The 25144-nt window shown below is 68.2% G+C and carries 28 protein-coding genes; 20 read left to right on the forward strand and 8 right to left on the reverse strand.

Annotation, left to right across the window (positions count from 1 at the left end; translation table 11 throughout):
• The first annotated feature begins 7 nt into the window (after positions 1–7).
• Genes mnmG through DRV85_RS12050 form a run of 4 tightly spaced genes read left to right on the forward strand, consistent with a single transcriptional unit; the run spans position 8 to position 4227 of the window.
• Entirely contained in the window at positions 8–1888 is a 1881-nt protein-coding gene (gene mnmG / locus DRV85_RS12035; RefSeq protein WP_113289712.1) for a tRNA uridine-5-carboxymethylaminomethyl(34) synthesis enzyme MnmG, read from the forward strand.
• Complete coding sequence (gene rsmG / locus DRV85_RS19540; protein WP_147238839.1) at positions 1885–2628, forward strand: 16S rRNA (guanine(527)-N(7))-methyltransferase RsmG; 744 nt, start codon at positions 1885–1887, stop codon at positions 2626–2628. The genes mnmG and rsmG overlap by 4 nt, the downstream gene beginning before the upstream one ends.
• On the forward strand, positions 2519–3295 hold the full coding sequence (locus DRV85_RS12045; RefSeq protein ID WP_338066970.1) for a ParA family protein: 777 nt from the start codon (positions 2519–2521) through the stop codon (positions 3293–3295). Before rsmG ends, DRV85_RS12045 begins: the two co-directional genes overlap by 110 nt.
• Positions 3296–3306: 11 nt before the next feature.
• Positions 3307–4227, forward strand: coding sequence for a ParB/RepB/Spo0J family partition protein (locus DRV85_RS12050; RefSeq protein ID WP_113289714.1), 921 nt, complete (start codon positions 3307–3309; stop codon positions 4225–4227).
• A gap of 6 nt (positions 4228–4233) precedes the next feature.
• Here the strand turns inward: DRV85_RS12050 and hemW are convergent, their stop codons facing one another.
• Genes hemW through rph form a run of 3 tightly spaced genes read right to left on the reverse strand, consistent with a single transcriptional unit; the run spans position 4234 to position 6729 of the window.
• Positions 4234–5415: a radical SAM family heme chaperone HemW gene (gene hemW / locus DRV85_RS12055; protein WP_113289715.1), complete on the reverse strand. Its 1182-nt coding sequence runs from the start codon at positions 5413–5415 to the stop codon at positions 4234–4236.
• Complete coding sequence (gene rdgB / locus DRV85_RS12060; RefSeq protein WP_113289716.1) at positions 5408–6019, reverse strand: RdgB/HAM1 family non-canonical purine NTP pyrophosphatase; 612 nt, start codon at positions 6017–6019, stop codon at positions 5408–5410. The genes hemW and rdgB overlap by 8 nt, the downstream gene beginning before the upstream one ends.
• On the reverse strand, positions 6016–6729 hold the full coding sequence (gene rph, locus DRV85_RS12065; protein WP_113289717.1) for a ribonuclease PH: 714 nt from the start codon (positions 6727–6729) through the stop codon (positions 6016–6018). The genes rdgB and rph overlap by 4 nt, the downstream gene beginning before the upstream one ends.
• 115 nt (positions 6730–6844) lie before the next feature.
• On the opposite strand from rph, the gene hrcA reads away from it, so the two are divergent.
• A complete protein-coding gene (gene hrcA, locus DRV85_RS12070; RefSeq protein ID WP_113289718.1) occupies positions 6845–7909 on the forward strand; it encodes a heat-inducible transcriptional repressor HrcA in 1065 nt (354 codons plus the stop codon).
• 9 nt (positions 7910–7918) lie between these two features.
• On the forward strand, positions 7919–8518 hold the full coding sequence (locus DRV85_RS12075; protein ID WP_113289719.1) for a nucleotide exchange factor GrpE: 600 nt from the start codon (positions 7919–7921) through the stop codon (positions 8516–8518).
• A 44-nt stretch (positions 8519–8562) separates the two neighbouring features.
• Here DRV85_RS12075 and DRV85_RS12080 read toward each other — a convergent pair whose 3' ends face one another.
• Entirely contained in the window at positions 8563–9000 is a 438-nt protein-coding gene (locus tag DRV85_RS12080) for an NUDIX domain-containing protein (RefSeq protein WP_113289720.1), read from the reverse strand.
• Between the two features lie 79 nt (positions 9001–9079).
• Between DRV85_RS12080 and hslO the strand changes: the two genes are divergently transcribed.
• The 8 genes from hslO (at position 9080) to DRV85_RS12120 (ending at position 18275) form a co-directional block, all read left to right on the forward strand.
• Positions 9080–10075 carry an Hsp33 family molecular chaperone HslO gene (gene hslO, locus DRV85_RS12085; RefSeq protein WP_113289721.1) on the forward strand — a complete coding sequence of 332 codons (996 nt, stop codon included), beginning with the start codon at positions 9080–9082 and terminating at the stop codon, positions 10073–10075.
• Positions 10059–10661, forward strand: a complete 603-nt coding sequence (locus tag DRV85_RS12090; RefSeq protein ID WP_113289722.1) for a CoA pyrophosphatase — start codon at positions 10059–10061, stop codon at positions 10659–10661. Before hslO ends, DRV85_RS12090 begins: the two co-directional genes overlap by 17 nt.
• Complete coding sequence (locus DRV85_RS12095) at positions 10658–11830, forward strand: CCA tRNA nucleotidyltransferase (RefSeq protein WP_113289723.1); 1173 nt, start codon at positions 10658–10660, stop codon at positions 11828–11830. The genes DRV85_RS12090 and DRV85_RS12095 overlap by 4 nt, the downstream gene beginning before the upstream one ends.
• Positions 11831–11942: 112 nt before the next feature.
• Positions 11943–13781, forward strand: a complete 1839-nt coding sequence (locus DRV85_RS12100) for an ABC transporter ATP-binding protein (RefSeq protein ID WP_113289724.1) — start codon at positions 11943–11945, stop codon at positions 13779–13781.
• Entirely contained in the window at positions 13778–15619 is a 1842-nt protein-coding gene (locus DRV85_RS12105; RefSeq protein ID WP_113289725.1) for an ABC transporter ATP-binding protein, read from the forward strand. The genes DRV85_RS12100 and DRV85_RS12105 overlap by 4 nt, the downstream gene beginning before the upstream one ends.
• Positions 15620–15651: 32 nt before the next feature.
• A complete protein-coding gene (locus tag DRV85_RS12110) occupies positions 15652–16890 on the forward strand; it encodes a class I SAM-dependent RNA methyltransferase (RefSeq protein WP_113289726.1) in 1239 nt (412 codons plus the stop codon).
• Positions 16891–16893: 3 nt separating this feature from the next.
• Positions 16894–17700 carry an ion transporter gene (locus DRV85_RS12115; RefSeq protein WP_113289727.1) on the forward strand — a complete coding sequence of 269 codons (807 nt, stop codon included), beginning with the start codon at positions 16894–16896 and terminating at the stop codon, positions 17698–17700.
• Between the two features lie 77 nt (positions 17701–17777).
• A complete protein-coding gene (locus DRV85_RS12120) occupies positions 17778–18275 on the forward strand; it encodes a L,D-transpeptidase family protein (protein ID WP_113289728.1) in 498 nt (165 codons plus the stop codon).
• A gap of 12 nt (positions 18276–18287) precedes the next feature.
• Here the strand turns inward: DRV85_RS12120 and dalA are convergent, their stop codons facing one another.
• Positions 18288–18827 carry a divisome-associated lipoprotein DalA gene (gene dalA, locus DRV85_RS12125; protein ID WP_113289729.1) on the reverse strand — a complete coding sequence of 180 codons (540 nt, stop codon included), beginning with the start codon at positions 18825–18827 and terminating at the stop codon, positions 18288–18290.
• 158 nt (positions 18828–18985) lie between these two features.
• Here dalA and DRV85_RS12130 point away from each other — a divergent pair, with 158 nt between their 5' ends.
• Both DRV85_RS12130 and DRV85_RS12135 read left to right on the forward strand, forming a co-directional pair.
• Positions 18986–19591: a L,D-transpeptidase gene (locus DRV85_RS12130; RefSeq protein WP_113289730.1), complete on the forward strand. Its 606-nt coding sequence runs from the start codon at positions 18986–18988 to the stop codon at positions 19589–19591.
• 149 nt (positions 19592–19740) lie between these two features.
• The gene (locus tag DRV85_RS12135; RefSeq protein ID WP_113289731.1) at positions 19741–19923 is read left to right on the forward strand and encodes a ferrochelatase; all 183 of its coding nucleotides are present in this window, start codon (positions 19741–19743) and stop codon (positions 19921–19923) included.
• A 69-nt stretch (positions 19924–19992) separates the two neighbouring features.
• Here the strand turns inward: DRV85_RS12135 and hemH are convergent, their stop codons facing one another.
• Together hemH and DRV85_RS12145 are read right to left on the reverse strand one after the other, a co-directional pair.
• Positions 19993–21057: a ferrochelatase gene (hemH, locus tag DRV85_RS12140; RefSeq protein WP_113289732.1), complete on the reverse strand. Its 1065-nt coding sequence runs from the start codon at positions 21055–21057 to the stop codon at positions 19993–19995.
• 58 nt (positions 21058–21115) lie between these two features.
• Positions 21116–21934 carry a methyltransferase domain-containing protein gene (locus tag DRV85_RS12145; RefSeq protein WP_113289733.1) on the reverse strand — a complete coding sequence of 273 codons (819 nt, stop codon included), beginning with the start codon at positions 21932–21934 and terminating at the stop codon, positions 21116–21118.
• Here DRV85_RS12145 and DRV85_RS12150 point away from each other — a divergent pair.
• The 4 genes from DRV85_RS12150 to DRV85_RS12165 are packed head-to-tail and all read left to right on the forward strand — an operon-like array spanning position 21933 to position 24270.
• Positions 21933–22682, forward strand: a complete 750-nt coding sequence (locus DRV85_RS12150; protein ID WP_113289734.1) for a ComF family protein — start codon at positions 21933–21935, stop codon at positions 22680–22682. The genes DRV85_RS12145 and DRV85_RS12150 overlap by 2 nt on opposite strands.
• Before the next feature lie 36 nt (positions 22683–22718).
• Positions 22719–22991, forward strand: a complete 273-nt coding sequence (gene grxC / locus DRV85_RS12155; protein WP_113289735.1) for a glutaredoxin 3 — start codon at positions 22719–22721, stop codon at positions 22989–22991.
• Positions 22991–23821 (forward strand): carbon-nitrogen hydrolase family protein, encoded by an 831-nt coding sequence (locus tag DRV85_RS12160; RefSeq protein WP_113289736.1) that lies wholly within the window; start codon positions 22991–22993, stop codon positions 23819–23821. The genes grxC and DRV85_RS12160 overlap by 1 nt, the downstream gene beginning before the upstream one ends.
• A gap of 2 nt (positions 23822–23823) precedes the next feature.
• On the forward strand, positions 23824–24270 hold the full coding sequence (locus tag DRV85_RS12165; RefSeq protein WP_113289737.1) for a MarR family winged helix-turn-helix transcriptional regulator: 447 nt from the start codon (positions 23824–23826) through the stop codon (positions 24268–24270).
• 82 nt (positions 24271–24352) lie between these two features.
• Here the strand turns inward: DRV85_RS12165 and ubiG are convergent, their stop codons facing one another.
• On the reverse strand, positions 24353–25099 hold the full coding sequence (ubiG, locus tag DRV85_RS12170; protein ID WP_113289738.1) for a bifunctional 2-polyprenyl-6-hydroxyphenol methylase/3-demethylubiquinol 3-O-methyltransferase UbiG: 747 nt from the start codon (positions 25097–25099) through the stop codon (positions 24353–24355).
• Positions 25100–25144: the final 45 nt, after the last annotated feature.

Here is a 25144-nt window from a genome sequence, read left to right on the forward strand (position 1 = left end):
GGCGGGAGTGTTCCACGTGAAACATGGGGAATTCGACGTCATCGTGGTCGGGGGCGGACATGCGGGCAGCGAAGCCGCACATGCTGCCGCGCGGGCCGGCGCTCGGGTTGGTCTCGTCACGCTGACTCGGGAGGGTATCGGCGTGATGTCCTGCAACCCGGCGATCGGCGGGCTCGGGAAGGGCCATCTCGTGCGCGAGATCGACGCGATGGATGGGGTCATGGGCCGCGTCGCCGATGCGGCGGGCATCCAGTTTCGGCTTCTGAATCGGCGCAAAGGCCCTGCAGTTCAGGGGCCACGGGCGCAGGCCGACCGCAAGCTCTATCGCCAGGCGATGCTGCGCGAGATAGAGGCGCAGCCGGAAATTACTGTGATCGAGGGCGAGGTCACGGATTTCCTGATGGCGCAGGACTGCGTGTGCGGCGTCACGCTGGCCGACGACAGTCAGCTGCGTGCGCGCGCGGTCGTGCTGACGACCGGCACCTTCCTGCGCGGTGTGATCCATATCGGCGGCGAGCGTCGGGCGGGTGGACGGATGGGAGACAAGCCCTCCGTGCGGCTGGCCGAGCGGATCGACAGCTTTGGTCTGCCGCTGGGTCGGTTGAAAACTGGAACGCCGCCGCGGCTGGATGGCAAGACCATCGCCTGGGACATGCTCGAGATGCAGCCGGGCGATGACACCCCGTCGATGTTTTCCTTCCTCAACGATGCCCCGGCGGTGCGGCAGATTGCCTGCGGGATCACCCATACCAACACGCGCACGCATGAGATCATCCGCGAGAATCTCGCCCACTCGGCGATGTATGGCGGCGGCATCAGCGGCGTGGGACCGCGCTACTGCCCCTCGATCGAGGACAAGATCGTGCGCTTCGCCGACAAACCCTCGCATCAGATCTTCCTCGAGCCCGAGGGGCTCGACGACGATACCGTGTACCCCAACGGGATTTCGACCTCGCTGCCGGCCGAGGTGCAGGAAGCCTATGTCCACAGCATCCGTGGCCTCGAGGCGGCGCGGATCCTACAGCCAGGCTACGCGATCGAATATGACTACGTCGATCCGCGTGCGCTCTCGGCGACGCTGGCGGTGCGCGACGTGCCGGGGCTCTATCTTGCGGGTCAGATCAATGGCACCACGGGCTACGAGGAGGCCGCGGCACAGGGCCTGGTGGCGGGCATCAATGCCGCCCGCGCCGCACAGGACAAGGAGCCAGTCTGGTTCGAACGGTCCGACAGCTACATCGGCGTCATGATTGACGATCTCGTGACGCGCGGCGTGACGGAACCCTACCGCATGTTCACCTCGCGCGCCGAATACCGGCTGTCGCTCAGGGCCGACAACGCCGATCAGCGGCTCACTCCGAAGGCGATAGAGCTCGGCCTGGTGTCGGACACGCGCCGTGCGGCTTTCGAGGGCAAGATGACCCAACTCGAAAGCGCGCGCGCACGACTGGGAGCTCTTAGCGCGACGCCCCAGGATCTCGCGCGGATGGGCCGGCAGGTAAAAATGGACGGCTCGCGACGGAGCGGCATGGAGGTTCTGGCCTTCCCCGGAACAGGATTCGAGGATTTGCTCGCGCTTGCGCCGGAACTGGACGATGTTCCGGAACAGACGCGCCGGCAGCTCGAGCGGGAGGCGCTCTATGCGAACTACATCGAGCGGCAGAAGCGCGATATCGACCTGCTGCGGCGTGACGAAGCGGTGAGCATTCCGGAGGATTTCGACTACCGGGCGCTTCGCGGGCTATCGGCGGAATTGTCCGAGAAGCTCTCGCGGGTGCGACCGCACACGCTGGCGCAGGCTGGCCGAATCGACGGCATGACACCTGCGGCGCTCACGCTGATCCTCGCCGCGATCCGAAAGGCAGAACGGCAGCGTGCGGCCGGATGAGCGCGGAACGAGAGCTCGATGTTTCACGTGAAACACAGGATCGGCTGACGACGCTTCTCGCGCTCGTCGAAAAATGGACCCGGCGCATCAATCTGGTATCGGCGGGATCGCTCAAGGACGGCTGGCGCCGCCATATCGTCGACTCGGTCCAGGTGCATCGCGCCGCTCCGCCTGCGCGGCATTGGGCCGACCTCGGGAGCGGCGGCGGCTTTCCGGGTCTGGTCGTCGCCATACTCGAAGCGGAACGCGCGGCACCGGCGCGTGTCTCGCTGGTGGAAAGCGACGCCCGCAAATGCGCCTTCCTGCGCACTGCCGTCCGCGAGCTCGGCCTCTGCGCAGACGTTGTGAGCGCCCGGATCGAGGATGCGCCGCCGCTCGGCGCGGACGTGCTTTCCGCGCGCGCACTTGCGCCGCTCGATCAGCTCCTCGGCTACGCCGCCCGTCATCTCGCCCCTGAGGGGATCGCCGTGTTTCCGAAAGGTGCACGCTGGCGCGAAGAAGTGCGCGCGGCGGAACGAAACTGGTCCTTCTCCCTCGCGGCAATTCCAAGTATCACGGACCCAGAAGCCGTTCTTCTCAGGATCGGAGGCATTTCAGGTGTTGCAGCCGGAAAAACCCCGACAGCCCCGCATCATCGCGATCGCGAACCAGAAGGGGGGCGTCGGCAAGACGACCACGGCGATCAATCTCGGCGCCGCGCTGGCCAAGGCCGGGCACGAGGTGCTGCTGATCGACCTTGACCCGCAAGGCAACGCGTCGACGGGGCTCGGCCTCGCGCCCGAGGCCCGTAGGTTGACGACCTACGACGTCCTGATCGAAGGCGCGCCGATCCGGAATGCGATCCGCGACACCGCGCAAGAGCGGCTTCGCGTGGTCCCGGCCACCGTCGATCTGAGCTCTGCCGACCTGGAGCTGGTCGGCAAGGAACGGCGCAGTTTCCTGTTGCGATCGGCGATTCGGCCATCCCAACTGGCGGAGCTGGGCGTCGATTACGTCCTGATCGACTGCCCGCCATCGCTCAGTCTGCTGACGGTCAACGCCATGGTCGCAGCGCATTCCATCCTGGTGCCCTTGCAGTCGGAGTTCTTCGCGCTGGAGGGGCTCTCGCAGCTCATGCTCACGGTGCGCGAGGTGCGGCAAACCGCCAATCCCGATCTGCGGATCGAGGGTGTGCTGCTGACGATGCATGACGCGCGGAATCGCCTGGCGCAGCAGGTGGAAGCAGACGCGCGCGAGACGCTGGGCGAACTCGTCTTCACGACCGTGATTCCGCGGAATGTCCGGGTGAGCGAGGCCCCGTCTTACGCACTGCCGGTGCTGGATTACGATCCCGGTTCCAAGGGCGCGATGGCCTACGCCTCGCTCGCGGACGAGCTGAGGCGCAATCACACGCGCCTCGCGGCGTGACGGAGCGCGCAATGTCGGACAAAGCCCCCAGATCACGCGGCCTCGGCCGGGGCCTTTCGGCCCTGATGGCTGACATCGGGCCGGCGGAGGACGAGGCGACGGCGGGCGCACCGGCGCCGCGCGCGACAGCGACGGTGCCGATCGACCGCATCGCTCCCAATCCGGATCAGCCGCGGCGAAATTTCGCCGAGGAGGATCTGAACGAACTCGCGCAATCCATCCGCGCGCGGGGTATCCTTCAGCCCTTGATCGTGCGCCCGGATCCGGAGCGCGCCGAGCACTACCAGATCGTGGCGGGCGAGCGACGATGGCGGGCCGCGCAGCGCGCCCAGTTGCATGACGTGCCGGTCATCGTGCGCGACCTCAGCGATCTCGAGGTGCTCGAGGTCGCGATCATCGAGAACATCCAGCGCGCCGATCTCAACGCCGTGGAGGAGGCGGCAGGCTACCGCCAGCTTCTGGAGCGGTTCGGCCATACGCAGGAACAACTCGCGGAGGCGCTCGGCAAGAGCCGGAGCCATATCGCCAACGCCATCCGCTTGCTGAAGCTGCCGGAAGATGTTCAGGCGCTGGTGCGCGAGGGACGGCTTTCGGCGGGGCACGCTCGGGCGCTGATCACCGCCCCTGACCCCTCGGCCCTGGCACGCAAGGTTGCGGCCCGCGCATTATCGGTGCGCGAGACCGAGGCGCTCGTCCGGAAGGCCCTGCAGGAGGCGAAGGCGGACGGCGGCGCGACACCGAAGCAGGGACAGAACAAGCGCACGCCGGAGAAGGATGCCGATACCCGCGCGCTCGAGGGCGATCTGTCCGCGACGCTGGGCGCCAGGGTCAGCATCGAACACCCGCCCGGAGCGGAGGGCGGCAAGGTGGTGATCCACTACGATTCGCTGGAAAAGCTGGACGAACTCTGCAACCGCCTGAGCGGCGGGTAATTCTGGTCAGTCGGGCAAGAGCTCCGCGACAATGCGATTGAGAAGGAGCCGGCCGTCCGGCGTGGCCCGGAGGAATTTCCCGTCCGTTTCGACCAGACCGGCCTGCGAGAGCGCCGCGACCCGCGCCGGATCCGGCGGCGCGCCCGCGAGCGCGGAATAGCGGCCGAGGTCGATTCCGTCGGAGATACGCAGGCCCATCATCAGATATTCTCCGGCCTGCTCCCTCGCCGGAATCGGTGTGCGCGACTCGCAGGTGGCGCCCCGCTCGACGGCGGACAGCCATGCCTCCGGCAAGCGGACCGCCTCGGTGGCGATCCGCGTCCCGCCCTGCGTGAGCCGTCCATGCGCTCCCGGTCCGATCCCGGCGTAGTCGCCATAGCGCCAATAGACCAGGTTGTGCCGGCTTTCCGCGCCAGGGAGCGCATGGTTGGAGACCTCGTAGGCGGCATAGCCCGCGGCGGCGCACAACTCCTGCGTCGTGTCATACATGTCGGCGCCGAGATCCTCGTCGGGCAGTCCGGCGAGGCGACCGACGGCGAAGCGATCACCGAAGGCCGTGCCCGGTTCGATCGTGAGTTGATAGAGCGAAAGGTGATCGACGGCCATCGCCAGCGCTTCGGACAGCTCCGCCCGCCAGGCGTCGAGGCTCTGGAACTGCCGTGCGTAGATCAGGTCGAAACTCACACGATCGAAGTGCGCCCGCCCGACATCGAAGGCGCGCCGCGCCTCCGCTGCGCTGTGCAGTCGTCCGAGCCGCGCGAGATCGGCGTCGTTCAGCGCCTGAATCCCGAGAGAGACCCGGTTGATCCCGGCCTCCGCATATCCCCGGAACCGCTCCGCTTCCACCGAGGTGGGGTTGGCTTCCAGCGTGATCTCGATGTCGTTCGCCAATGGCCAGGTCGCGCGCACACGGTCGAGAACGGCGGCGACGAGATCGGGGTCCATGAGGCTCGGCGTGCCGCCACCGAAAAACACGGAATTCAGCACCCGGCCACCCGACAGGCGCCCGACACGGTCGATTTCGGACAGAAAGGCGGCCTGCCAACGGCGCTGGTCCACCGATCGCGAGACATGCGAGTTGAAATCGCAGTAGGGGCATTTGGCCGCGCAGAAGGGCCAGTGCAGGTAGAGCCCGAAGCCACCCGCGCGCCAGTCCTCGGCCGGGGGCGCGGCCGCCGCCTCAGTCAAGGCAGCGGCGCACCAACTCGGCGAATGCGCGTGCGCGGTGACTGATGCGGTTCTTTTCCCAGCGGTCCATCTCACCGAAGGTAATGTCGTAACCCTCGGGCTGAAAGATCGGATCGTAGCCGTGCCCCTGATCGCCCCGCATGGGCCAGACGATACGGCCCGGCATCCGGCCCTCGAAAATCTCGTCGTGCCCGTCGGGCCAGGCGATCACGAGCGTGCAGCAAAACGCGGCGCGGCGCGGCTCGGGCGCGCCGATCGCCTCGAGCTCGTTCCAGGCGCGCGTCATCGCCTTGACGAAATCGCGCCCGGACCCGGATTCCGCCCAATCGGCGGTATGGACGCCCGGCGCGCCCCCAAGCGCCTTGATCTCGATCCCGCTGTCGTCCGCCAGCGCCGGCAGTCCGGTGGCCCTGGCCGCCGCATGTGCCTTGATCCGGGCGTTGCCGACGAAGGTTTCCTCCGTCTCTTCGGGTTCGGGCAGGTTCAGTTCCCCTGCGCCGACTGCGGTGATGCCATAGGGGGCGAGCAGTGCGTCGATCTCTTCCAGCTTGCCGCGGTTGTGGGTCGCGACCACGAGCCGGCCTGGCGCGAGCTTCCGGGTCATCCGGCCGCCGCGCGCTGCGCCTCGGCCAGCTGGGACACGCCGTCGGCGGCGAGATCGAGAAGCTGCGTCATCTGCGCGCGTGAAAAGGTGGCGCCCTCGGCCGACATCTGCACCTCGATCAGCCGCCCGTCGCCGGTCATCACGAAATTCGCGTCCACGCCGGCCTCGCTGTCCTCGGGATAATCGAGGTCGAGCACGGGCTGCCCGGCGTAGATCCCGCAGGAGACCGCCGCCACGGGCGCGCCCAGCGGATCGGAGGTCAGATCGCCGGCCTTCAGCAGGCGGTTCACCGCGAGGCGCAGCGCCACCCAGCCGCCGGTGATCGCGGCGCAGCGGGTGCCGCCGTCGGCCTGGATCACATCGCAGTCCACGGTGATCTGCCGTTCGCCGAGCGCCTGCCGGTCGATGCCCGCGCGCAGGGAGCGACCGATAAGACGTTGAATTTCCACGGTTCTTCCGCCCTGCTTGCCGGTGGCGGCCTCGCGGCGCATGCGCGTCGTGGTCGCCCGCGGGAGCATGCCGTATTCCGCCGTCACCCAGCCTTGGCCGCCGCCCTTGAGGAAGGGCGGCACGCGCTCTTCGACGCTGGCGGTGCAGAGCACATGGGTGTCGCCCATACGGATCATGCAGGCGCCCTCGGCGTGTTTCGTGATGCCCGTCTCGATTGAAACGGGCCGCATTTCGCTTAAGTCTCGTCCTGAAGGGCGCATCGCCAATCCCTCGTTTCGGGTCGCCTTCCGATAGCGGGCGGCGCGAGGGCAGCGCAACCCCGATTGATTTTTCCGTCCCGCCCTTCTTTGATGCCTTGTCGGACAGGGCCAAGCGATGAAGGAAACGCCGAATATCCTCGAAGAACTCAACGATCGCTCGCGCGAAGTCTTTCGGCGGGTGGTGGAGGGCTATCTTCAAAGCGGCGAGCCGGTCGGCTCGCGCACGCTGACCCGCACGATGAGCGAGAAGATCAGCGCCGCGACTGTTCGGAATGTCATGCAGGACCTCGAATACCTGGGTCTGCTCGACAGCCCGCATGTGAGCGCCGGCCGCGTCCCGACGCAGTTGGGTCTGCGGATGTTCGTGGATGGCTTTCTCGAGCTGGGCGATCTCTCCGATGAAGACAAGGAGCAGCTGGACTCCACGCTTGGCGAGAACACCTCGGACGTGTCGCTTCTGCTCGACCGGGTGGGCGCCGCGCTCTCGGGCGTGACGCAGGGGGCGAGCCTCGTGCTCGCGCCGAAGCATGAGGCGCCGATCAAGCACATCGAGTTCGTGGCGCTCGGCCCCGACCGCGCGCTCGTGGTTCTGGTCTTCGCCGACGGGCACGTGGAGAACCGCCTGTTCGTGCCGCCGCCGGGGCAGACGCCCTCCTCGATGCGGGAAGCGGCGAATTTTCTCAACGCGATCCTGCTGGGGCGCACGCTAAGCGAGTTGCGCACCGAGCTCGGCGCCGAAATCGAGCGCCGGCGCCAGGAGATCGACGCCCTTGCCCAGCAGCTGGTGCAGAGCGGCCTCGCCGTCTGGGCCGAGGACGGTCAGAGTGACGCGCGGCTGATCGTGCGCGGCCGCGCCAACCTGCTGGGGGAAGAAGCGGATGAGACCGACCTGGAGCGGATCCGCGTACTCTTCGACGATCTCGAACGCAAGCGCGACATCGCCGAGTTCCTCGACCTGACCGAGAGCGGCGAAGGGGTCCGCATCTTCATAGGGTCGGAGAACAAACTTTTTTCGCTTTCGGGTTCCTCTCTGGTCGTCTCTCCATATATGAACGCGGACCGGAAGATCGTTGGCGCCGTCGGCGTGATCGGTCCGACGCGGCTGAACTATGGCCGTATCGTTCCGATCGTCGATTACACGGCGCAACTGGTCGGACGGCTTCTGTCCGACCGGAGCTAGAGGTGAGACATGGGTGATCCGAAGCGAGACGACGAGCCGTTTCTCGACGATATCGAGTCGCTCGAGGCAGAAGCAGAGGCTGCCGAAGCCGCCGAGGATACGGCCGGCGCTGGCCGGGCCGCGCCGGCCGAGGGGGTCGAGTCGGAACTGGACGCGCTGCGCGCCGAGCGTGACGAGCTGAAAGACCGCTTCATGCGCGCGCTGGCGGACGCGGAGAACACGCGCAAGCGCGCCGAAAAGGATCGACGTGAGGCGGAGCGCTACGGCAGCACACGGCTCGCCCGCGATCTGCTGCCCGTCTACGACAACCTCCAGCGGGCGATCTCCGCCGCCCGCGAAGAGAGCGAGACCGCATCGACCGCCCTGGTCGAAGGCGTCGAGCTGACGCTCAAGGAGCTTCTGAACGTCTTTCATCGACACGGGGTCGAGGTCGTGTCGCCTCAGGTCGGCGACAAGTTCGACCCGAGCCTGCACGAGGCGATGTTCGAGGCGCCCGTCCCGGGCACCACGGCGGGCGAGATCATTCAGGTCTCCGCCGACGGCTTCCTTCTGCACGAACGGCTGCTGAGGCCCGCGCAGGTCGGCGTTTCCTCGATGAAGGACGGCTGACAGCCCCCCGGGGCCAGGGGAGAGGGACCTTCAGCGCGGCCCTGTCACGACAGCAGCCGCGCCGCGAAGGCGCGGTCGCCCGGGTTGGCGAGCGCCTCCGGCGCGTCGCCCGCATCGACCCAGACTGCGGTGTGCCCCGGCTCTGACGGCGGGCCGAGATGGCGAATGGGCCGGGCCACGTAGATCGTGCACAGCTTTTCGGCGTGTATGCCGTATTCCGGCATCCAGGTGAAACGCCGGAAGGCACCGACCCGGCGAGGCGCGGCGATGGTCCAGCCCGTTTCCTCCCGCACCTCGCGGTAGAGCGCGGCGAGCGGCGATTCGCCGGGATCGATCCCCCCGCCCGGCAGCTGGATTTCCGGCGTCGGCTCTGCCTGATGCGTCAGCAGCACCCGCCCGTCGCGCGGCAGGACGGCATAGACGCCGGGCCGCAGCACATAGCGGCGGTCACGCTCGGGCGGTGCGTCATAGCGCGGGATCATGGGATGGCGCTCCTTGGGCTCGGCGCTTGTGGCCCCTATATCTGCGCGGTATGCCAATCCCCCACGCGCGAGGAAAGCCATGACCTTAGGCACCCGAATCGCCTGGGACGACACGGTGTTGCCGTTCCAGCTCGACAAGTCGGACACACGCGGGCGCATCGTCCGGCTCGACGGCGTGCTGGACGGGGTGTTGCGCCAGCATGACTACCCGCCTCAGGTCGAGGCGCTGGTCGCTGAGATGGCGCTTCTGACGGCGCTGATCGGGCAGTCGATCAAGCTGCGCTGGAAATTGTCGTTGCAGGTGCAGACCGACGGGCCGGTGCGCATGATCGCGACCGATTTCTATGGACCGAACGAAGAGGGGCAGGCGGCCTGGATCCGGGCCTATGCCAACTTCGACCGCGAGCGGCTGACCGACGAGGACGCGTTTTCCCAGCTGGGCAACGGCTACTTCGGCTTCCTGATCGACCAGGGAAAGGGCATGGCCCCCTATCAGGGCATCACCCCGCTCACCGGCGGGTCGCTCCGCGCCTCGGCCGAGACCTATTTCGCGCAATCCGAGCAACTGCCGACGCGCTTCGCGCTGAGTTTCGGCCGTTCCGCCGAGCCGGGCGTGCCCGAGCACTGGCGCGCCGGGGGAATCATGCTGCAGCATCTGCCCAAGGTGAGCCCGCACGCGAGCGGCGGCGGCTCCGGCGAGGGCGGTCTGCTCGAGCCGCAGGACTTCCTCTCGGGCGACGACCGCGAGAACTGGAACCGGGTGAACCTTCTGCTCGACACGGTGGGAGACATGGAACTCATCGGGCCGGCGCTGCCGCTCACCGATCTGCTGGTACGCCTCTTCCACGAGGAGCAGCCGCGCGTCTTCGACACGCAGCCCGTGCGCTTCGGCTGCACCTGCTCGGAAGATCGGGTGCGGCAGGCGCTGTCGATCTACTCGGCCGAAGAGATCGAGACGATGGTTACCGAAGAGGGCATCGTGACCGCCGATTGCCAGTTCTGCGGCGCGCACTACGAGATGGATCCCGGAACGCTGGGGTTCGAGGCGACGGATAGTGATGGCTCGGGCCACTGAGCCTTGGGCGGCGCTGGCTGCCGCGCTCACGCGGTCGGCGCCAGCGTCCTCGGATTTCGATCTCTCGCCGGAGGCGGCGCCGCCGAACCGCCGGCTCCGGCCCGCCGGGGTTTTGATGGCGGTCGAGGACCGGCCTGACGGCGCGCGAATCTACCTCACCAAGCGATCTCCGGCGCTCAAGCATCACCCCGGCCAGATCGCCTTTCCCGGCGGCAAGCAGGATGCCGGCGACCCCGATCCCGTCGCCGCCGCCCTGCGCGAGGCGGAAGAGGAAATCGGTCTGTCACGCGCAGGCGTCGAGGTACTCGGCACCCTGCCGCCGCATGAGACCGTCACGGGATTCTCGGTCACCCCGGTGCTGGCGCGCGTCGCCGCGCCCTTCGAGCCCGTCCCCGAGCCTGGCGAGGTGGCAGAGATCTTCGCCGTGCCGTTCGGCCATCTTGCGGATCCAGGCAACTACACCGTTCAGGCACGGCGCTGGCGTGGGCAGATGCGTCACTATTACACCGTGCCCTGGGGGCCCTATTACATCTGGGGGGCGACCGCGCGGATCCTGCGCGGGCTGGCGGAGCGGCTCGCGTCATGAAGGTGTCGGGCGACTGGATCGAGCGACCCGAAACGCAGCGCGTCTGCCGTCTGCTGACGGCGGGGCGGCATCGTGCGCTCTTCGTGGGGGGGTGCGTGCGCAACGCCCTTCTCGGCGCGCCGGTGACAGACATCGACATCGCCACCGACGCGCGGCCCGAGCGCGTGCTCGAACTGGCCGAAGCGGAGGGGCTGAAGGCGGTGGCCACCGGTGCGGACCACGGCACCGTCACCGTCGTCGCCGGCGGGCATCCGCACGAGATCACGACCTTCCGCCGGGACGTCGAGACCTTCGGGCGGCACGCCGTCGTCGCCTTCTCCGACGACATCCGGGAAGACGCGGCGCGGCGCGACTTCACGATGAACGCGCTCTACGCCCTGCCGGATGGCACCGTCGTCGATCCGCTGGGGGTGGGGCTCACCGATCTCGAGGCGCGGCACGTCCGCTTCGTCGGCGACGCCGAGACGAGAATACGAGAGGACTATCTGCGAATCCTCCGCTTCTTCCGGTTTACAGCCTGGTATGGCGACCCGGATGCCGGCTTCGACCCGGCGGCGCTGGCCGCGATCGCCGAGACGGTCGAGGGGCTGGCCGAGCTGTCGGCAGAGCGCGTCGGCGCGGAACTCAAGAAACTGCTCGCGGCGCCCGACCCGGTGAACGCGGTCGCGGTCATGGCCCGCACCGGCGCCCTGTCCCAGGTTCTGCCGGGAGCCACGCCGCTGCTGCTTGGCCCGCTGGTCCACGCGGAGGAGACGGCCGGCGTGCCGCCCGATCCGGTCCGGCGGCTTGCCGCACTGGGCGCGGGCGAGGCGGAGGGCCGGGCGCTGCGGCTCTCGAAGCGCGAGATGCGGCAGCTGTCGCTGTTGCAGAGCCTGATGGGCAGCCGGTCCGATCCCGCGGAACTGGGCTATCGCCACGGGGCGGAGACGGCGCGCGACGCGCTGCTGCTGCAGGCGGCCGCACGGGGCGCGCCCCTGCCCGAGGGGGCGCTTGAGGAGGCGCGCACGGCGGCCACACAGCGCTTTCCCGTGACCGCGCGCGATTTGATGCCGGCCTACGAGGGGCCGGCGCTGGGCGACAAGCTTGCGGAGCTCGAGCGGCGCTGGATCGCCTCGGGCTTTCGGCTGACGCGCGAGGAATTGCTGGCGGAGGCCACTCATCGCCCCTGACGGGGCTCTTCGCGAAGAGGGACCGAAGGGACCGATGAGCGCACCGGCGTGGGTGGCCTTTTCGCGCCGCATCCCGCAGAGTCGCCGGCACTCCGCCAGAGGATTCTCCCGCGTGTTCCGGTTCTTCGAAAACCTGGTCGATCCCTATTGCGCCTATCCGCAGGACGACCGGCCGCCGCAGCGCCTGCTTCCCTTCATGCTGGGCTACGCCCGGCCGTTCCGGCGCGTGCTGATCCTCGCTGCGCTACTGTCGGTCGCCGTCGCCGCCATCGAGGTCGGCCTCATCTGGGTGATGGGCTGGGTGGTGGACGTGCTGGCGGGCGATCCGGCCCAGGTCTGGGCCGATCACGGCTGGCAGCTCATCGGCCTCGCCGTCTTCATCCTCGTCCTGCGCCCGGCCATTCAGGGGCTGGACGTGCTGATTCTCAACAACGCGATCATGCCGAACTTCGGGACGCTGATCCGCTGGCGCGCGCATTCCCAGGTGATGCGCCAGTCGGTGGGCTGGTTCGAGAACGACTTCGCCGGCCGCATCGCCAACCGCATCATGCAGACGCCGCCCGCTGCGGGCGAGGCGGTGTTTCAGGTCTTCGACGCGATCACCTTCGCGCTCGCCTATCTCGTGGGCGCTGCGATCCTGCTCGGCGGCGCCGATCCGAGGCTCATGCTGCCGCTCGTTCTCTGGTTCGCGCTCTACGCGGCGCTCATGGTCTGGACCGTCCGTCGCGTAGGCCCCGCAAGCAAGGCCGCCTCCGACGCGCGCAGCCAGGTGACGGGCCGCGTGGTGGACAGCTACACCAACATCCACTCCGTCAAGATGTTCGCCCACCACGACCGCGAACTCGACTACGCCCGCGAGGCGATCGAGAACGCGCGCCGCACCTTCGCGGCCGAAATGCGGCTCTACACCATCATGGACGTAGCCCTCGTCGTGCTGAACGGACTGCTCATCGTGGGTGTCGTGGGCTGGGCGATCACGCTCTGGATGCAGGGGACGGCCAGCGTGGGCGCGGTCGCGGCGGCGACGGCGCTGACGCTGCGTCTCAACGCCATGACCGGCTGGATCATGTGGGCGCTGACCACGTTCTTCCGGCAGCTTGGAGTCGTGGCCGAGGGCATGGAGACCATCGCGCAGCCGATCACGCTGACGGACGCGCCCGACGCGCAGCCACTCGAGCTGGGCGACGGCACGATCCGGATCGAGGGGCTGACGCACCACTACGGGCGCGGGCAGGGGGGTCTGGACGGCATCGACCTGACCATCCACCCAGGCGAGAAGGTGGGGCTCATCGGCCGCTCGGGCGCCGGCAAATCGACGCTCGTGAAGCTGCTTCTGCGGTTTTACGACATTGAAGGCGGGCGCATCACGATCGGCCATCAGGACATCAGCAAGGTCACACAGGAGAGTCTCCGCCGCCACATCGGCATGGTGCAGCAGGACAGCGCGCTCCTGCATCGCTCGGTGCGCGAGAACATCCTCTACGGCCGGCCCGAGGCGAGCGAAGCCGAGATGATCGAGGCGGCGAAACGGGCCGAGGCGCACGACTTCATCCTCGATCTGGAGGATTCGGAAGGCCGGCGCGGCTACGACGCGCAGGTGGGCGAACGTGGCGTGAAGCTCTCCGGCGGGCAGCGGCAGCGCATCGCGCTCGCCCGGGTGATCCTGAAGGACGCGCCGATCCTCGTGCTCGACGAGGCGACGAGCGCGCTCGACTCGGAAGTCGAGGCGGCGATCCAGTCCACGCTCTACGGCATGATGGAGGGCAAGACGGTGATCGCCATCGCGCATCGGCTCTCCACCATCGCACATCTCGACCGCATCCTCGTGATGGACAAGGGCCGCATCGTCGAGGACGGCCCGCACGACGTGCTTCTGGCGAAGGGCGGGCTATATGCCGGCTTCTGGGAGCGGCAATCCGGCGGCTTCCTGAACCCGGAGGCGGCAGAATGAGAGCGACGCTCGGCCATATGCTCGACGCCTTCCGCCCCGCCGAGGGACCGCCGCCGCAGACGCTGGCGCGGTTCTTCGGCTGGTGCCTGTCGGGGGCCTGGCCGGCGCTTGCGCTCGCGGCCTTCCTCTCGGCGCTCGCGGGCGGGATGGAGGCGGGCACCGCCTGGGTTCTTGGCCTCGTGATCGACGTGGCGCAGGCCGAGGGGCGGGCCGGGCTCTTCGAGCCGGGCAATCTTGCGTTGCTCGTGGGCGCCGTCGTGTTCTTCGTCGTGGCGCGGCCGATCCTTTTCGGCCTCTCGGCCGCGGCCAATTCGATGATCGTGCAGCCCAACATGATGCCGCTCGTTCTGTCCCGCCTGCATCGCTGGGGCCTCGGGCAGGCCGTCACGTTTTTCGACAACGATTTCGCCGGCCGCATCGCGCAGAAGCAGATGCAGACGGCCCGCGCGGTCACGGATGTGGCCGCCGAGGTCATCAACGTGGTGGCCTTCGCGCTGGCCTCGCTCCTGGGTGCCGTGATCCTGCTGGGCTCCATCGATCCGTGGAACGCGGCGATCTTCGCGGTCTGGCTGGTGGGCTACTTCGCGCTGATCCGGTTCTTCCTGCCGCGGGTGCGCGCGCGCTCGGGCGCGCGGGCGGCGGCCCGGGCCAATGTGACCGGGCAGGTCGTGGACACCATCACCAACATCAAGACGGTCAAGCTCTTCGCGCATGACGACCACGAGGACCGCGCGGCGCTGAACGCCATGCAGAGCTACCGGGACCGTGCGCTGCACTTCGGCGTGCTCTCTGCCTGGTTCCGCCTGGCGCTGATGACCATCGCGGGTCTCCTGCCGGTGCTGATGGTCGGGGCCACGCTGATCTTCTGGCAGGCGGGCACGGCGACGGCGGGCGACATCGCCGCGGCCGGCGCGATCTCCATCCGCATCGCGCAGATGACCGGCTGGGTCAGTTTCACGCTGATGGCGATCTACTCCAACGTGGGTGAGGTCGAGGACGGGATGAAGACCCTCACACCCCGCGAACGGCTGGAGGATGCGCCGGAGGCCGTGGCCCTCGAGGTGGCCGAGGGGCGGATCACCTTCGACCACGTCAGCTTCGCCTACGGGCGCGAGATCGGCGGGGTCGAGGACATCGCGCTGGACGTGAAACCGGGCGAGAAGCTGGGCGTCGTGGGGGCCAGCGGGGCCGGCAAATCCACGCTCGTCTCGATCCTGCTTCGGCTCTATGCACCCGAGAAGGGGCGTATCCTGATCGACGGGCAGGACCTGGCCGGCGTGACGCAGGAAAGCCTACGCCGGCAGATCGGGATGGTCACGCAGGAAACCGCGATGTTCAACCGCACCGCGCGGGAGAACATCCTCTATGGCCGGCCCGACGCCACGGAGGCAGAGATGATCGCGGCGGCGAAGAAGGCCGAGGCGCACGATTTCATCATGGAGATGGAGGATCACCGCGGAAACCGCGGCTACGACGCCTACCTCGGCGAGCGGGGCGTGAAGCTCTCGGGCGGGCAGCGCCAGCGCATCGCGCTCGCCCGCGCGATCCTGAAGGACGCGCCGATCCTCGTCCTCGACGAAGCGACCAGCGCGCTCGATTCGGAGGTCGAGGCCTCGATCCAGACGGCGCTCGAGCGGGTGATGGAAGGCAAGACGGTGCTGGCCATCGCACACCGCCTCTCGACGCTTTCCGAGATGGACCGCATCGTGGTGCTGGACCGCGGCCGGATCGTGGAGCAGGGCACGCATGATTCACTGCTCGCACGCGGCGGGCTTTACGCCCGCTACTGGGAGCGGCAGTCAGGCGGCTTTCTGGGATCGCGCGAGGCGGCGGAGTAGCGCTCGCGCCCGTCCCGCGGTATTCGGGCGCCATGCGACAGGTTCGGATCGAGCGGCTGGGCCACCTGGGCGACGGCCTGGGCGAAGGGGTGATCGTGCCGCGCGCGCTGCCGGGCGAGCTGGTGGAGGGAGAGGCGCGCGACGGGCGGCTCGAGGGGGTGCGAATCCTCGATCCCGCGCCGGAGCGGGTCGCGCCGCCCTGTCCCCATTTCCGGCGCTGCGGCGGCTGCGCAGTGCAGCATCTCCGCGACGACGCGGTGGCGGAGTGGAAGACCGGCATCGTGCGCCATGCGCTCGCCGCGCAGGGAATTCAGGCCGAGATAGAGATTGTTTCGACCTCGCCGCCTCTCTCGCGCCGCCGCGCGGTGCTGGCGGCGCGGCGGACGAAGAAGGGCGCGTTGGCGGGGTACCATATGCGCGGCTCGGACGAGATCGTGGCGGTGCCGGAGTGCCGGGTTCTGCATCCTTCGTTGCTGGACGCGCTGCCGGTTGCCGAGGCGCTGGCAGAGGCCGGCGCCTCGCGCAAGGACTCGCTCGACGTGGCGGTGACGCTGACCGAAGCGGGGCTCGATGTGAGCGTATCGGGCGGCAAGCGGCTGGACGAGCGCTTGCGGACGCGGCTCGCGCAGCTCGCCGCGCGGCACGACCTTGCACGGCTGACCTGGAACGGTGAGCCGGTGGCGCAGGCGCGGCCGCCGGTGCTGCACTTCGGGCGCGCGGTGGTCAGCCCGCCACCGGGCGCCTTCCTGCAGCCGACGGCAGAGGGAGAGGCGGCGCTCGTCGCGCGCGTGCGCGCGCTCCTCGCTGGGGCAGGGCGGGTTGCCGACCTCTTCGCCGGCTGCGGCACCTTCGCGCTGCCGCTGGCCGAGACGGCGGAGGTGCATGCGGTCGAGGGCGAGGCCGCCATGCTCGCCGCGCTCGACGCGGGCTGGCGACGCGCCCGGGGGCTCAAGCGCGTCACGACCGAGACGCGCGACCTCTTCCGCCGCCCGCTGGACCCCGCCGAGCTTGCCCGCTTCGACGCCGCGGTGATCGACCCGCCACGGCAGGGGGCTGCGGCGCAGGTCGCCGCGCTCGCCCAGGCCCGTGTGCCGCGAATCGCCCATGTGTCGTGCAACCCCGCCACTTTCGCGCGCGATACGGCGGCGCTCGTCGCGGCGGGCTACCGCATGGGGCCGATCACGGTGGTGGACCAGTTTCGCTGGTCGCCCCATGTGGAGCTTGTGGCGGGCCTCGCGCTGACCCATATGCCGGGCGGCGACAGGGAGTAGGCCATGGGGTTTCGGGACAGACTGGCGAAATGGCTGGCGCAGCCTTGGGTGACGAGCGGGATCATCGCCGTCATCGTCGTCAACGCCGTGGTTCTGGGGTTGGAGACCTCGGACGAGGCGATGGCGCAGGCCGGGCCGCTGCTGATCGCCATCGACCGGGCCTGCCTCGCCATCTTCACGATCGAAATCGCGCTGAAGCTGGTGGCCCACGGCGGACGTTTCTTCCGCAGCGGCTGGAACGTCTTCGACTTTGTGATCGTCGGCATCGCGCTGGTGCCTGCCAGCGAGGGGCTGTCGGTGCTGCGTGCGCTGCGCATCCTCCGGGTGCTGCGCGTGATCTCGGTCGCGCCGCGCCTGCGCCGGGTGGTCGAAGGCTTCGTCCGCGCCATCCCCGGCATGGGCAGCGTCTTTCTGCTGATGGCGCTGGTGTTCTACATCGGCGCGGTGATGGCCACGAAGCTCTTCGGCGACGCCTTCCCCCAATGGTTCGGCACGCTGGGCGATTCGGCCTACAGCCTCTTCCAGATCATGACGCTCGAGAGCTGGTCGATGGGCATCGTGCGTCCGGTCATGGAGGTCTATCCTTACGCCTGGGCCTTCTTCGTGCCTTTCATTCTCGTGACGACCTTCGCCGTGGTGAACCTGCTCGTTGGTCTCATCGTGAACTCGATGCAGGACGCGCATCACGAGGAAGAGGGCGTGCGCACCGACGCCTATCGCGACGAGGTGCTCGAGCGGCTGGCGCGGATCGAGGCGCGCCTGGCCGACGGCGAGGCGGAAAGCGCGCAGGAACGGCGAAAGGGCGCCTGAGCCGCAGTTTGCGCTACGCCGGCGCCGCGTTCCGGTGTATGCTTCAACCATAACGATAACCCTTTCGAGGGACCGAGATGGCAGGCTTTCTGAGGGTGATCCTCATCGTGGCGGTGGCCCTGGGGCTCTCCGCCTGTTCGGGCAAGTTCCGCACCTACAACGGACCGGAGGTGACCCGGATCCTCGTCTACAAGGGCGAGCGGCGGATGTATCTGCTGCATCACGACCGGATCCTGGAAGGCTACGACATCGGGCTGGGCTTCAACCCCGTGGGCCACAAGCAGCACGAGGGAGACGGGCGAACGCCGGAGGGCCATTACTTCATCGACCGCCGCAACCCGAACAGCGAGTTCCACCTCTCGATCGGGATCTCCTATCCCGAACCGCACGAAGAGATGGCCGCGGCGGAGGCGGGCGTCGATCCGGGTGGCGACATCTTCATCCACGGCCGACCCTGGGAATACCGCAAGGGCGGGCGCGACTGGACGGCGGGCTGCATCGCGGTGACGAATCGTGAGATGGAAGAGATCTACGCGATGGTGCGCAACGGAACGCCGATCACGATCTATCCGTGACCCGGCGCGAGGCTAGCTCGTCGGTTCCCCACCGGTCCCCGCGCCCATCACCAGCGTCCACCAGATCTTGCCGTTCGGCTCCTGATACCAGGCGAAGCCCATGTCGCGTGCCCGCCGGTCGAGGATGATGGCGCGGGTGGCCTCTTCCTCCATCCAGGCGGCCAGGGTCTGCACCTCGGTTTCGTAGGTCTCCGAGATCGTCTCTCCGAGGAACTGCCCCTCGTAGCCCACGCGCCGCACCCGGTCGAGCGGCGAGGAGCCGTCGGAGCCGAAATGCCAGGGCCGGTTCTGCACCGACATGTCGCGCGAATGCGTCGCGGCGGCGGCGGTGAGTCGCTCGTCCAGTCGGACCCGACCTGCGCCGGAGGCCTCGCGCAGCGCGTTCACCGAATCCAGCATCTCGAACCTGATCCGCGACTCGTCGCCCGGGCCGATACGGTAGAGCCGCGGCAGCGGCTGCCCGTCCGGGCCGAGCTGCGGTGTCTGCGGCACGGGCGCACAGGCCGCGAGGGCGGCGAGCACGGCGACGAGGGGGATGAGCTTCGGCAGCATGGCACCATGGGCGATCGTTCGGACATCTTCGCTCTAGCCGCATCGACGCCCGGTTTCAAATCAGAGCGGGCGTCCATCCGCTGATAGCGCCGGTTTGATTTGCGACTGAGGCCTCCGGGCCATATATGTATTACCCAGTTTCCAGTGGAGTGAGTGACATGACCGACAAGCGAATCGGCCGTGCATGGAACAGGCGGAGCTTTCTGGCAGGGACGGCGGCGGTGCTCGGCACGCCGGCCATCGCCCAGCAATCGCAGATGCCCGACACCGTCGAGATGGAGGGAGATCCCGGCGGCGGTGTCCGCCGCAACATCTCGAGCTTCCGCTCGCTCGACTGGCGGCCGTATTTCAGCGATCTCACGAACGGCGCCATCCTCGTCGACATCACCTCGCGGGCGCTGCACTACTGGGCGGAGGACCAGAGCGTCTACCGCCTCTATCCGACCTCCGTGCCGCTGAGCGAAGAGCTCACGCGCAGGGGCCGCACGCGCGTGACCTACAAGGATCCGAATCCCGACTGGCGTCCCACTCCGTCGATGAAGGAACGCAATCCGGAGTGGCCCGACTATGTGCCGCCCGGCCCGGACAACCCGCTCGGAACGCGCGCGCTGCACCTCTCGTGGACCTACTACCGGATTCACGGAACCCACGACACGCGCAAGATCGGGCGCCGCTCGTCGAACGGCTGCATCGGGCTCTATAACGAGCACATCGAGGAGCTTTTCGAGATGGCGAAGGTCGGCACGCAGGTGTTGCTGATTTGACCACAGGCGCGGCGAAGGCGCACCCGGGCCCGCACGCGGGATTTGCAATCTCGGCAACTTGCTGCTTAGACGAAGGGCACGAGGTAAGTCTTGCGGCTTGTCGCGTTCCGTCGCCATGGCGGTCGGCAAGCGCCTTTCTGGAGGGAAAAATGAAGAAACTCGTTCTCGCTGCTGCCCTTTCGGCTTTCGCTGCTCCGGCTATCGCCGGTGGCAAGGATCAGGTTGTCATGGAACCGCCGGTGATCGTCGAAGAGACGACGCAGGTGTCCACCGGGGCCGGCATCATCATCCCGCTCGTCCTGATCGCGATGGTCGCCGCCATCGCCGACTGATCGCTTCGCGTCTTCGGAAAAGAGAGAGGCGGTGCTGTTGCGCCGCCTTTTTCTTTGTGCGCCCCGGTCTCAGCGCACCCAGCCCTTGAGGTTGTCGTCGATCACCGCGGCCAGCGCTTCGATGTGCGCGGGATCGTCGTTGAGGCACGGGATATAGGTGAATTCGCGGCCGCCGGCCTCTTCGAAGCTCTCGCGGATCTCCTCGTTGATCTCCTCCAGCGTCTCGATGCAGTCGGCCGAAAAGGCTGGCGCGATCACCGCGATGCGCTTCTTGCCCTCCTCCGAAGCGAGACGTGCGACTTCTTCCACCGTATAGGGCCGCAGCCACTCTTCGGGGCCGAACACCGACTGGAAGGTCGTCGTGATCTCGGTGTCCTCCCAGCCGAGCCGTTCCTTCAGCAGGCGCGTCGTCTTCTGGCACTGGCAGTGGTAGGGGTCGCCTTCCATCAGGTAGCGCTGCGGCATCCCGTGATAGGAGCACACCAGGATGTCGGGTCGGTTCTCGAGCTCGCCATAGGCCCGTTCGACCGACTGCGCGAGCGCCTCGATGTAAAGCGGATGCTCGAAATAGGGGTCCACCGTGCGCACGGTCGGCTGCCATTTCTGCTTCATCAGCGCGCGGAAGAACTGATCGTTCGCGGTGGCAGAGGTCGCGCCCGCGTAATGGGGATAGAGCGGGAAGAACAGGATGCGCGTGCAGCCGGCCTTGACCATGGCGTCCACCTTGGACTGGGTCGAGGGATTGCCGTAGCGCATGCAGAAATCGACCATGACCTGGTCGCCGTAGCGCTCCTTCATCGCCTTGGCGAGCGCCTCGGTCTGGCTCCTGGTGATCGTCATGAGGGGGCTTTCGCCCTTCTCCTCGTTCCAGATCGACTTGTAGGCCTCGCCCGAGGAGAACGGCCGCTTGCTGAGGATGATGAGCTGCAGGAGCGGTTGCCACTTCCACGGCGCGTAGTCGATCACGCGGCGGTCCGACAGGAACTCGTTGAGGTAGCGCCGCATCGACCAGTAGTCGTAATTGTCCGGCGTGCCGAGATTGGCGACGAGAACGCCGATCCGCTCCGGCGGCAGCTTCGGGTGATCCGCGGGCGCATGGACGGGCCGGGTCTCGGCTTTGGCGGCGTCGAGCATGGGTCTATCGCTGTCCTCGGCTGATATCCGGAAGGAAGTATGTGAATTTCGCGATGCGTCAATCTTCGATTCGCGTTTCTTCCGTTCCGAGCGCCTCTGCGAGACGCCGTGTCGCGGAGCCCGGGCGCAGGGGTTGCGGCTGACTGGCGTCGGGGGCCCAGCCGGTGAGCACCACGAATTCCGCGGTCGCGGCGATCCCGCCGCCCGGACCCGGCGCCGCTTCGGCGTAGATTTCCGCGGCCCGCAGGATCACGGACCGGCGCGTCGGGCGGCGTAGCCGGCCGGTCAGTGCATTGGCCTCGCCCATGCCGCGCAGATCGCGCATCAGGTGCAGCGCCGTGGCATAGCGCACGGTCAGAGCGAAGCTGTCGGCCACCGGCAGGGCGAAGCCCGCGCGCTGCAGGAGCGCCCCGAGATCGCGGATCTCGGCCATCGGCGCGACGCGCGGGCTCAGGCCCCCCGTGACCTCGCTTTCGGCGCGCGCGAGCGCCGCGCGCAGTTCCTGCAGGCTGCGGCCACCGAAGAGGATGCCGAGAAACAGCCCGTCGGGCTTCAGTGCGCGGCGGCACTGGATGAGCTGTCCCACCGGATCGTCGGCCCAGTGCAGGTCCATCGCATGAATGATCAGGTCATGCGCTTCCGCCTCGAAGGGGAGCACGGCAGCAGGCCCGACATGCACCGCCCCCGGCAGCCATCCGTCCCAGACCTCGGGGAGCGGGCTGACGACGGCGGGCTGCGTAAAGTCCCTGTTAACCATCGAGAGACGATCCTCGAGATCGTCGCGCGCGGCCTCGTGCAGGAAGGTGACGGGCGCGCGCGCGGCGCGGGCCCGGTTGCGGGCCAGCGCGGCGTGATCGGTGAGGGCGGGCATCTCCATGAGCGTGACAGATAGTGTCTGGACGCGCGGCCTTCAAACCGCCGTGCGGCTGATCTACCCGCCGCGGTGCCTGGGCTGCGGCGGCCCGGTCGAGAGCGATTTCGGCCTCTGCCCCGCCTGCTGGCGCGACACGCCTTTCGCCGGCGGGCTTGTCTGCGACACCTGCGGCACGCCGCTGCCGGGCGAGGATCCGGGCGAGGCTGTGCACTGCGACGACTGCCTTGCCCATCCGCGACCATGGGCGCAGGGGCGGGCGGCGCTGCTTTACCGCGACATGGGGCGTCGGCTCGTGCTCTCGCTCAAGCACGCCGACCGGAGCGACATCGCGCGACCCGCCGCACGCTGGATCGCGCGGGCGGCCAGCGCCATGCCGCTCGGCGACTCGCTGGTGGCCCCGGTCCCGCTGCACTGGCGGCGGCTGGTCTCGCGGCGGTTCAACCAGGCGGCGCTTCTGGCCGGCCCGCTCGCGCGCGAGCTGGGGCTGGAGGTGGCGCCCGATCTGCTCGAAAGGGTGCGGCGCACCCAGCCCCTGGGCGGGCAGGATCGGACGGCCCGCGCGGCGACGCTTGCCGGCGCGATCCGCGTCGCGCCGCGCCATGCGGACCGTGTGCGCGACCGGCCGGTGCTGCTGATCGACGACGTGATGACGACCGGGGCAACGCTGGAGGCCGCGGCGCACGCCCTGGCGAGGGCCGGCGCCGGAGAGATTCGCATGGCGGTTCTGGCGCGCGCCGCGCGGGAGGCTTAGGTTGCAGCAGAGCACCAAGCCTCAGGAGGTCGCGCCGTGGACGACCACAGCCGGAAACCAGTCGAAATCTACACCTCGCCGCTCTGCGGCTTCTGCATCGCCGCGAAACGTCTGCTCGACAGGAAGGGCGTGCCCTTCACCGAGATCGATGTCTGGGCCGAGCCGCAGCGCAAGGCCGAGATGATCCAGCGGGCAGGCGGACGCACCAGCGTCCCGCAGATCTTCATCGGCGAGGCGCATGTGGGCGGATGCGACGAGCTGCATGCGCTCGAGCGCGCCGGCAAGCTCGACCCGATGCTGGCCGCGTGATGCGCACCGCGCTGCTGCAGCTCACCTCCTCCGACGAGCCCGAGGAGAACCTCGCCACCGTTTCGGAGATGGTTTGGGAGGCTGCGGCAGAGGGCGCGGGCTTCGTGCTGACGCCGGAAGTCACCAATTGCGTTTCGGCCAGCCGCACGCATCAGCGCATGGTGCTGACGCATGAGGCGAACGATCCGGTGCTCGCCGGTCTGCGGGACGAGGCGGCGCGCGCGGGCGTCTGGCTGCTTATCGGCTCGCTCGCGCTCGAGACCGACGACCCGGACGAACGTTTCGCGAATCGCTCCTTCCTGATCGGGCCGGACGGAAAGATCGTGGCGCGCTACGACAAGATCCACATGTTCGACGTGCAGGTCAGCGAAAGCGAGACCTACCGCGAATCGGCCGGGTTCCGGCCCGGACGGCGCGCCCGCATCGCCGAGACGCCTTTCGGAAAGATCGGCCTGACGGTGTGCTACGATGTGCGGTTTCCCTATCTCTACCGCGCGCTCGCGCAGGCCGGTGCCGAGATCCTGACCGTGCCGTCGGCCTTCTCTCAGCCTACCGGCGCGGCGCATTGGGAGCCGCTGCTGCGCGCCCGGGCGATCGAGACCGGCGCATGGGTGCTCGCGCCCGCGCAGACGGGCACGCATCCGACCAGCCGGGGCAAGGCGCGCAAGACATGGGGGCACAGCATGGTGGTCTCGCCCTGGGGCGAGGTGACGGCCCGGGCCGGCAGCGCACCCGGCATTCTCTACGCCGAGATCGACAGGGCTGCCGCGGCGGACGCGCGTGCGCGGGTGCCCTCGTTGGAGCATGACCGGGAGTTCGACGGCCCCTGACGATGGACAGGACCACCCATGCGCTGGCAGTCACGCTGTTCAGCGAAATCCTGACCGCCGACCAGCTCTTGCGCAATCGGCTCAGCCGAAGCCTGCCGCGCGGCATGGAAATCAGCCATTTCTCCGTGCTCAATCACCTCGCGCGTTTCGGGGTCGAGCGGTCCCCCGCACAGCTCGCCCGCAGTTTCCACGTCACTCGCGGCGCGATGACCAATACGCTCCGCAAGCTCGAGGCGCAGGGCTACGTGCATATCAGGCCGGACTGGGAGGATGCCCGGCGCAAGATGGTGGCGATCAGCCCGGCGGGTCTGCGCGCCCGCGACGAGGCGCTGGCCGCCGTCGCACCCATGGTGAGCGAGCTTGTCCGCGAACTCGGGCAGGACAAGGTGCGCGCCGTCCTGCCCATCCTGCGAGAATTTCGTCTGAAGCTCGAGGATGGGGGTGGGTGACGAAGAATCTTTGACAGAAAACTCTTCTGACCCGTCGCACGCAGCGAGCGGCGAATTCTCGTACGAGAATTCGCCCTGCCGGTCAGCCGGGCTTCGTGCTGGCCGTCACGTAGTTCACGCTGAGATCGCGCGGCGAGATCGCCCAGGACCAGCTCACCGGATTGAAGACGAAGCCCTTGCGGTCCACCGGGCGCAGCCCGGCCCCGTCCAGATAGCCGTAAAGCTCGTCCGGCGTGATGAACTTCCGCCACTCGTGCGTGCCCTTGGGCAGCCAGCGCATCACATATTCCGCCCCCACGATCGCCATGGCGAAGCTCTTGGCGTTCCGGTTGATCGTCGAGCAGATCATCAGCCCGCCAGGCTTCAGAAGCAGCTGGCAGGTCGTCAGATAGGCCAGCGGATCGGGGACGTGTTCGACCACCTCCATGTTGAGCACCACGTCGAAGCTCTCGCCCGCGGCTGCCAGATCCTCGGCAGAGCCATGCCGGTAGTCGATCTCCAGCCCGGATTGCGCAGCGTGCGTCTGCGCAACGGGGATATTCCGTGCCGCGGCATCGACGCCGACGACGTCGGCGCCCAGCCGCGCCATCGGCTCGGCCAGAAGCCCGCCGCCACAGCCGATATCGAGAAGCCGCAGATCTGCGAAAGGCCGGTCCGACGACAGGTCGCGGCCAAATTCGGCGGCGATCTGCGCGGTGATGTAGTCGAGCCGGCAGGGATTGAGCATGTGCAGCGGCTTGAACTTGCCGTTCGGATCCCACCACTCGGCCGCCATCGCCTCGAACTTGGCGACCTCTCCCGCATCGACGCTGGTTTCGGCTGCCTGCATCGCGATCTCCTATGGTCTTCCCCGGCAAGCGACCAATATAGTGCG

The sequence above is a fragment of the Rhodosalinus halophilus genome (assembly GCF_003298775.1).
In the GTDB taxonomy this organism is placed as follows: Bacteria; Pseudomonadota; Alphaproteobacteria; order Rhodobacterales; family Rhodobacteraceae; genus Rhodosalinus; species Rhodosalinus halophilus.

Coding starts and splice junctions, on each gene's coding strand:
- DRV85_RS12090 (WP_113289722.1), top strand. CDS start 10,059: ATGGCTCGGGCCACTGAGCCTTGGGCGGCGCTGGCTGCCGCGCTCACG.
- rph (WP_113289717.1), bottom strand. CDS start 6,729: ATGCGCCCTTCAGGACGAGACTTAAGCGAAATGCGGCCCGTTTCAATC.
- DRV85_RS12050 (WP_113289714.1), top strand. CDS start 3,307: ATGTCGGACAAAGCCCCCAGATCACGCGGCCTCGGCCGGGGCCTTTCG.
- hslO (WP_113289721.1), top strand. CDS start 9,080: ATGACCTTAGGCACCCGAATCGCCTGGGACGACACGGTGTTGCCGTTC.
- DRV85_RS12145 (WP_113289733.1), bottom strand. CDS start 21,934: ATGGAGATGCCCGCCCTCACCGATCACGCCGCGCTGGCCCGCAACCGG.
- DRV85_RS12120 (WP_113289728.1), top strand. CDS start 17,778: ATGGCAGGCTTTCTGAGGGTGATCCTCATCGTGGCGGTGGCCCTGGGG.
- DRV85_RS12165 (WP_113289737.1), top strand. CDS start 23,824: ATGGACAGGACCACCCATGCGCTGGCAGTCACGCTGTTCAGCGAAATC.
- rdgB (WP_113289716.1), bottom strand. CDS start 6,019: ATGACCCGGAAGCTCGCGCCAGGCCGGCTCGTGGTCGCGACCCACAAC.
- DRV85_RS12110 (WP_113289726.1), top strand. CDS start 15,652: ATGCGACAGGTTCGGATCGAGCGGCTGGGCCACCTGGGCGACGGCCTG.
- DRV85_RS12075 (WP_113289719.1), top strand. CDS start 7,919: ATGGGTGATCCGAAGCGAGACGACGAGCCGTTTCTCGACGATATCGAG.
- DRV85_RS12150 (WP_113289734.1), top strand. CDS start 21,933: ATGAGCGTGACAGATAGTGTCTGGACGCGCGGCCTTCAAACCGCCGTG.
- DRV85_RS12130 (WP_113289730.1), top strand. CDS start 18,986: ATGACCGACAAGCGAATCGGCCGTGCATGGAACAGGCGGAGCTTTCTG.
- DRV85_RS12115 (WP_113289727.1), top strand. CDS start 16,894: ATGGGGTTTCGGGACAGACTGGCGAAATGGCTGGCGCAGCCTTGGGTG.
- dalA (WP_113289729.1), bottom strand. CDS start 18,827: ATGCTGCCGAAGCTCATCCCCCTCGTCGCCGTGCTCGCCGCCCTCGCG.
- DRV85_RS12080 (WP_113289720.1), bottom strand. CDS start 9,000: ATGATCCCGCGCTATGACGCACCGCCCGAGCGTGACCGCCGCTATGTG.
- hrcA (WP_113289718.1), top strand. CDS start 6,845: ATGAAGGAAACGCCGAATATCCTCGAAGAACTCAACGATCGCTCGCGC.
- DRV85_RS12105 (WP_113289725.1), top strand. CDS start 13,778: ATGAGAGCGACGCTCGGCCATATGCTCGACGCCTTCCGCCCCGCCGAG.
- ubiG (WP_113289738.1), bottom strand. CDS start 25,099: ATGCAGGCAGCCGAAACCAGCGTCGATGCGGGAGAGGTCGCCAAGTTC.
- rsmG (WP_147238839.1), top strand. CDS start 1,885: ATGAGCGCGGAACGAGAGCTCGATGTTTCACGTGAAACACAGGATCGG.
- DRV85_RS12095 (WP_113289723.1), top strand. CDS start 10,658: ATGAAGGTGTCGGGCGACTGGATCGAGCGACCCGAAACGCAGCGCGTC.
- hemH (WP_113289732.1), bottom strand. CDS start 21,057: ATGCTCGACGCCGCCAAAGCCGAGACCCGGCCCGTCCATGCGCCCGCG.
- DRV85_RS12160 (WP_113289736.1), top strand. CDS start 22,991: ATGCGCACCGCGCTGCTGCAGCTCACCTCCTCCGACGAGCCCGAGGAG.
- DRV85_RS12135 (WP_113289731.1), top strand. CDS start 19,741: ATGAAGAAACTCGTTCTCGCTGCTGCCCTTTCGGCTTTCGCTGCTCCG.